This is a genomic window from Lactobacillus sp. ESL0260, assembly GCF_003692935.1.
GTDB classification, from domain to species: Bacteria; Bacillota; Bacilli; order Lactobacillales; family Lactobacillaceae; genus Lactobacillus; species Lactobacillus melliventris.
On record NZ_REHO01000015.1, the window covers coordinates 1 to 6147 of the forward strand.

At 33.2% G+C, this 6147-nt stretch carries 5 protein-coding genes; 4 read left to right on the forward strand and 1 reads right to left on the reverse strand.

What is annotated here, in order from left to right:
* Nucleotides 1-175: 175 nt before the first annotated feature.
* Complete coding sequence (locus F5ESL0260_RS09255) at nt 176-1432, reverse strand: MFS transporter (protein WP_110446862.1); 1257 nt, start codon at nt 1430-1432, stop codon at nt 176-178.
* Nucleotides 1433-1558: 126 nt separating this feature from the next.
* On the opposite strand from F5ESL0260_RS09255, the gene F5ESL0260_RS09260 reads away from it, so the two are divergent.
* The 4 genes from F5ESL0260_RS09260 (at nt 1559) to F5ESL0260_RS09555 (ending at nt 4970) form a co-directional block, all read left to right on the forward strand.
* Nucleotides 1559-2413: a helix-turn-helix domain-containing protein gene (locus F5ESL0260_RS09260; protein ID WP_110446863.1), complete on the forward strand. Its 855-nt coding sequence runs from the start codon at nt 1559-1561 to the stop codon at nt 2411-2413.
* Nucleotides 2414-3552: 1139 nt separating this feature from the next.
* Nucleotides 3553-4071 (forward strand): DUF536 domain-containing protein, encoded by a 519-nt coding sequence (locus F5ESL0260_RS09265; RefSeq protein WP_110446864.1) that lies wholly within the window; start codon nt 3553-3555, stop codon nt 4069-4071.
* A gap of 483 nt (nt 4072-4554) precedes the next feature.
* Nucleotides 4555-4698, forward strand: coding sequence for a hypothetical protein (locus F5ESL0260_RS09475; protein ID WP_158593833.1), 144 nt, complete (start codon nt 4555-4557; stop codon nt 4696-4698).
* Nucleotides 4699-4832: 134 nt separating this feature from the next.
* The gene (locus F5ESL0260_RS09555) at nt 4833-4970 is read left to right on the forward strand and encodes a hypothetical protein (protein WP_158596034.1); all 138 of its coding nucleotides are present in this window, start codon (nt 4833-4835) and stop codon (nt 4968-4970) included.
* Nucleotides 4971-6147: the final 1177 nt, after the last annotated feature.

Genomic DNA, 6147 nt, shown 5'->3' on the forward strand with positions numbered 1-6147 from the left:
TGCTATACGGCTTCAAATTCACAAACATTTTTTTGCTGCAGTTTGAAACCTTGTAGCACTAGGTTTCGTAGCAACTTCGCTTAATGTACATTATGTTAAGTTGCTTTGGTATATATGGAATTATTTTGCTTTGGTATAAATTAAGGACAGATAAATGTAATAAATTTGTTTATAGTTATGCTTCATTAATGGCTGCATTTTTATTAGTAGAATAGGCTACCCCGACTATTGTTGCTAAAATAATTAAACAAGTTATACATAATAGTGTTAATGCGATAGTAATGCCGAAAGAAGCAGTAATTGTAGTAAAAATAGTTGTCATAACTGGCGCAGTCACTATTAAAATTGTGTTAAGCATTCCCATAGTTGATGACAAAATGTTTTGGTCGACTGCTTCAACAAGCCACTGTGTTAATTTAGGACTAGCCGTACCAATAAATATTGCAAGGCTTGCCATGATAGGCAGACAAATGAAAATATTTTTAATGAGCATTGTACCAATAACTGCGATACTTAAAGCTGTTGAAATAATTGCAATAGTGAATAATGACATGTTCTTGAATAATTTTGTGCCTACAATGCTACCAAGTGCCATACCAGCAGTCATTACAGCTCCTATTAGGGCAATCGTAAAACTGTATGTTCCAATGACCATAGAGGACTTATTACCAGCGATTACGATTGAAATTAAAGGTTCAATTGATCCTAAAACTCCATTTAATAAAGCAATTACTAGAACGACTGATAACAATCCCTTTGCTTTTTTTACTTGTTTGAATGACAAAGCAATTGTTTTAAAGAATCCTTTTTCATTAACTGAAGTAGTTGCTTCTTGGGGACGAGTCTTGTAATAATTACGGCCGACGCTGGCAAAAAGGGCACCTGCCGCTAGAAATGTTAAGGCATTGAAGATTGCTAAGCTGGAATAAGACATGAAAAGTAATAAACCAGAACCAATGAATTGTGCAATCATATTGATAATACCGTTGATCCCACTAACAAATCCTTCAGCTTCAGCAACTTCATCATTTCCGACAATGTTAACAATTAGAGGCGTTTGAAGGCCACCAGAGTATGAGCCAGCAATATCCGATACTAAGTTAATGCCAATAACAGTTAAAACTAGGTTCCAGCCAGCAAATCCACTAGCGAAAAGTAATCCGACGATTAGATAGAGTCCAAAGCGTATAGCAGCTAACCAAACCATTAGCTTGAATTTGTTTTTTGTACGATCAGCTAAATATCCACTAAAAACTTGAAAAATTTGAGGTACTGATTCTGAAATTGAAATCAATGAAATAGCCAAGGCGTAATTTCTTAATTTACTTGCATAAGTAATAAGTGCTAAGTAAAACAAAATATTGCCTGCACCAGATAAAAAACTGGCGATTGTAAATTTTCTATAATCCTTGTTCTTTATAAAAATGTCCATAATTTTATAACTCCTAAATTAAATATTTTATATATTAAGTTATAACGTGGTTATAATAAGGAATATCAAAAATGTCGTATTTGAATGTTAAACGCCAAATTCGAAAGAAATTAAGGAGGGTCACTAATGACAATAGGACAATTGCTAAAGCAATATCGAATTGAGAGTTTGAAAACTCAAAAAGAATGGGCTGGTGATACGATTAGTACATCATATTATTCAAAAGTTGAAAAAGATCAGCATAGAATTACAGCTGAGGATTTGATTGCATTACTGCGTGCTAATAACATTAAATTGTGGGAATTTTTTGGCAAGCTTAGTCAAGAAGATAAGGTAAAATATGACGAAAACAGAGATATTGGCGAGGCAATTAATGAAGCGTTTTATCATAATGATAAGGATCAGCTTAAGGATATTAAAAATGTCATTGCAAATAGCGAAATAGCTGATAAAGAAGATCAGTTGCTATTTATAGATGCACTTATAGCTTTAGTTGGTAATCACGTAGAAGATCTTGATGAAAAAGAACGAAGTAAGTTGAAAGAAAAGATTTTTAATATTTCTAATTTTGACGAAAATAAATTAGATTTGTATTGTAACTTGATGCCATTTTATGATCTCGATAGCAACTTGTTAATAAGTCGGCGAGTGATCACGCAATTTTGCCATTCTGGGAGTTCGAATGTTCAAGAAACAATATTAGGAATAGAGATAAACGTGTTATTTATGTGTATTGAGAAAGGTAGATATAAAGAAACAAAATTCTTTATTCAGGCAGCTGATCAAATTAGTACTAAACCGAACTTGTTTTTTTATAAAAACTGCATTTTTATACTTAAAAATATAGTGAATTATCACTATGAAAGAAAGGATGAGTATTTAAATAAAGCTCGAATGGCAATTGATCATATTAGTTCGTTAGGCATGCCGGAGTACAGCAAAGACATGAAAGGTATTCTAGATAAATATGGGAAAAATTAAAAAAAGTCGTATTTGATATTTAAAATTCAAATACGACTTTTTTATTATTTTCTGTTAAATCGAAAATATACTTAAGCTACAAAGTTTAAAACAGAAGGAGATGAAGTACATCAACTTTTGACTGAATCGTTATCATTCACATCTAGGTAACAAGTAATTGGAAATAAAATGAAGAAAGGAGATAAAAATATGAATACATCAACTTTTGGTTGGGTTGTTATCATTCACAGCTAAGTAATAAGTAATTGGAAATAAAATAAAGAAAGGAGATAAAAATATGAATACATCAACCTTTGGTTGGGTCGTTATCATTCACAGCTAAGTAACAAGTAATTAGAAATAAAATGAAGAAAGGAGATAAAAACATGAATACATCAACTTTTGGTTGGGTCGTTATCATTCACAGCTAAGTAACAAGGATGAAAAAAAACGACGAAAAATCAAACATCAGGTAATTACAGATGGAGTGCTGATAAAATTTAAAATCAACACTTTATAAAATAATATAATTAAAAACGTTAGAAAGGAGAAATCAATATGACTAAAAAGATGACTAAAAATCCACTTAGAATTGGCCCACCATGGTTTTTTTAAATTTAACTTTATTTGGAAAAGAACTAATTTATTGTAAGAAACGACGAAAAATCAGACATCAGGTAATTACAGATTAGAGTGCTGATAAAATTTAAAATCAACACTTTATAAAATAATATAATTAAAAAACGTTAGAAAGGAGAAATCAATATGACTAAAAAGATGACTAAAAATCCATTTAGAATTGGCCCACCATGGTTTTTTTAAATATAATTTTATTTGGAAAAGAACTAATTTACTACAAAAAAACACACGAAAGTAAATTATCGTGTGATAACCAATAGTATTAAAAACATTGCCACGCACGGCAATGTTTTATTTGTTATATGCTAAATAGAGTATAACACTTTCAAGATAGTTTTGACCACCATGATTTTTTACGGATTAGTATTAAGTGGTGTACTCCTTTTTTTGCTTAATTCATGTGTGGATATGATACTGATAATAATTGCATTTTTTTACTTTTTCCGATTTATTTAATGCTAATATAATGCCAAATGGTTAACAAATACTAGACATTAATGTAAATAGGAGATAGCAAACACATGAGTAATATTACAGCCAAAGAGCTAGTTAATGAGTTAGGCTTAAGTAGAGCAAGGCTATACCAAATAATAGCAAAACTAGACGATAATAAAAAACCTAAAAAGAGTGCTTTAGGACAGTATATTTTCGATGATCAAGCAGTTAAAAATATTAAACAATACTACGCAGAAATTTCTGTCAAGCATAATACAAATAGTGCTAAACATATAGATAGTAAAATGATTAACACTATTTTGTCTAGCCTAAACAGTCGAACAGATGAGCTTGAAAATCAAATTAAACAATTAACGGAAAAAATAAATATTAAAGAGCAACAGATACAAAAACTTGTTATTGAAAAAGAAAATTTAAGACAAAGTAAAGATAAGCAAATAGCACAATTAGCTGAAAAATCTAACCAACAAATAAGTGAACTACATAAGCTATTAGATCAGCAACAGCAATTAAATTTGACCACTAACGAACAGAATAAAAGATTATTAGAGCAACCAGTGGTTAAAAAACATTGGTGGCAATAAAAATAATTTTCAACATTTAAATTTATTAATTTAAAATTTTTTGAAAGAATTCAATGAATTTATGTTAATATTAATCTATTAACGCAAATAAAAATACCCTGATACCTAGTAAATAACAAAGTATCAGGGCATGAAAAAAACTAATCTTCTAGCACTTTGACACGGTCTAAAGATTAGCTTCATCAACTGAATTAAGTATAACAAAAATACTTAAAAATTCAAGAGATGAAGTTAAAAAGACCTGCGAGTTAAAAGATTAGCCCGGAGGTCTTTTCCGTTATCAAGCGAACCAACAGGACAAAGTTGAAAAAAGGGACAGGTTTAATAGAGCCATCTCAAGTAATAAATCTATTTCCGAAAGCACGTAACGAATGCAGTGGGGCAAGTGGCGGTGACGACCAGCAGTTAAGCGAACCAGGTCAGGGCGGTACAGACGACTACTGTCTGGTCAGAATTACTCATGCGTAAGGCGAGCAGGCAGCAGTGGAACATACGGCAGTAGCAAGGACAGAACATAGTACGAGGTACTATTGGCTGGGGTTAGCATATGGCGTTGCCCAGACCTTCAGATCATATTTTGGAGCGACAAAAAACAACGGCTCGGCTACTGTGCAGGGCGTTTTTTAGCTTAAATGTATGCTGGTCCTTTGTGACCAGATTAGTAACCAACGATCGACAAAGCGGTTAGTTAGATAGTTTCTTCTCCTTATTGCAAGGGGAAATTACCTAACTAACCGCTTTGCGGTTATGTTAGTTACCTTATGGGGCCAGTGTGCCCACTGCCAGGAGCAGTATTTGGCAGTTTAGTTTATTCAGCTGACTTTGTTTTAGGTTTAGGTAGAGCAACTGGTGTAGTAGATTTTGGCTCAGCAGTCTTTCATGGTTTAGTTGAAGGTTAGGGTGTTGAGTAGTGTTTTAGTTTTGCTTGTGAGAGACTGACCTGGTTTTTTGTGGCCGTTTATTTGCTTGGAAAAAGTTGTTTTTTTATTTGTATGTTGGAACTTCACAAACTTTTAGGAAAGAGCATAAGGGAAACTGCTATCACTTACTTAACGTAAGGTGATAGCTTGGCGGTGCCAAGCGTTTTCTAACAGCGGCTGCCTGCTAGCACTTTTTTTGCGAAATATCCCATTGTGGGTGTGTTGTGAATACTGGTGTAGAGCTAAAAACTCCATCTGGGTTTGTGAAAGGGATCTGATAGTCCCAAAATGGGATTGTCATAAACCTTGATAGAGCAACATTCTCCTAAGGGTAAAGATCGTATCAAAAACCGTATTTTGGTTTTATTGAATACCAGGCTCGCTTTGAATGTAATGGAGAGCGGGGGGGTAAAAAATAAAAGTAGGTGAAATAGTTGAGGAATGATTTTGTCTACTTTTAAAAAATTGGGGGCAGTCATTTTTGAGCAAAAAGAGAAGTGAATTTAGCAGGTAAATCACACAGCTTATCGCCAGGAAGTCATCCATTTGATAGAAAATCAGGTGTAAGTATACCCGAGGGCGAAAAAACGGCTCACAGGGGCTAATAGGGGCTAAATCAGGCGAATTAAAAAAGCATGAATGTTAGAGAGTTTCATGCTTTTTTCTGTTTGGTCGCATTTTAAATGCTCGTGCTATATTAATATATAGCAGGGGAAATTTTCCCTTAGCATTAAAAAAGGCGTTAAACCTGATCCGTTTAACACCTAATAATGGATATGAGATAGCTAGTCCCATATTCTTAACGATAGAGTTTTGCTAACATCTATTTACATTATAGCCGATTTTGGTTTTAAGTAAAAAGTTTGCAGCAAAGCCAAAAAGGATTAGCTACTCTGAGTCAAGTTTCGGAAGGTGGCAAGAGCTATGCTAACAACAAATGCCAGTTTGGCAATCACTATGGTAGTTTTACCAGTAATTGCGCACGTACTGTGCAAAATGATTGATCGGTATTTTTTTAATGAAAAGTAGCAAATAAGCTGGTATGAAGCAATTGGTCTAATTGTGAAATTACCAGGTAACGAAAAAAGGGAAGGCTGTTAAATCAGTCTTCCCTTTTGCTATACGGCTTCAAATTCACAAACATTTTTTTGCTGCA

What these genes read in the sequence shown, in the direction of transcription:
- F5ESL0260_RS09255 (WP_110446862.1), bottom strand. Translation starts at nt 1,432, where the DNA reads ATGGACATTTTTATAAAGAACAAGGATTATAGAAAATTTACAATCGCC.
- F5ESL0260_RS09260 (WP_110446863.1), top strand. Translation starts at nt 1,559, where the DNA reads ATGACAATAGGACAATTGCTAAAGCAATATCGAATTGAGAGTTTGAAA.
- F5ESL0260_RS09265 (WP_110446864.1), top strand. Translation starts at nt 3,553, where the DNA reads ATGAGTAATATTACAGCCAAAGAGCTAGTTAATGAGTTAGGCTTAAGT.
- F5ESL0260_RS09555 (WP_158596034.1), top strand. Translation starts at nt 4,833, where the DNA reads ATGGGGCCAGTGTGCCCACTGCCAGGAGCAGTATTTGGCAGTTTAGTT.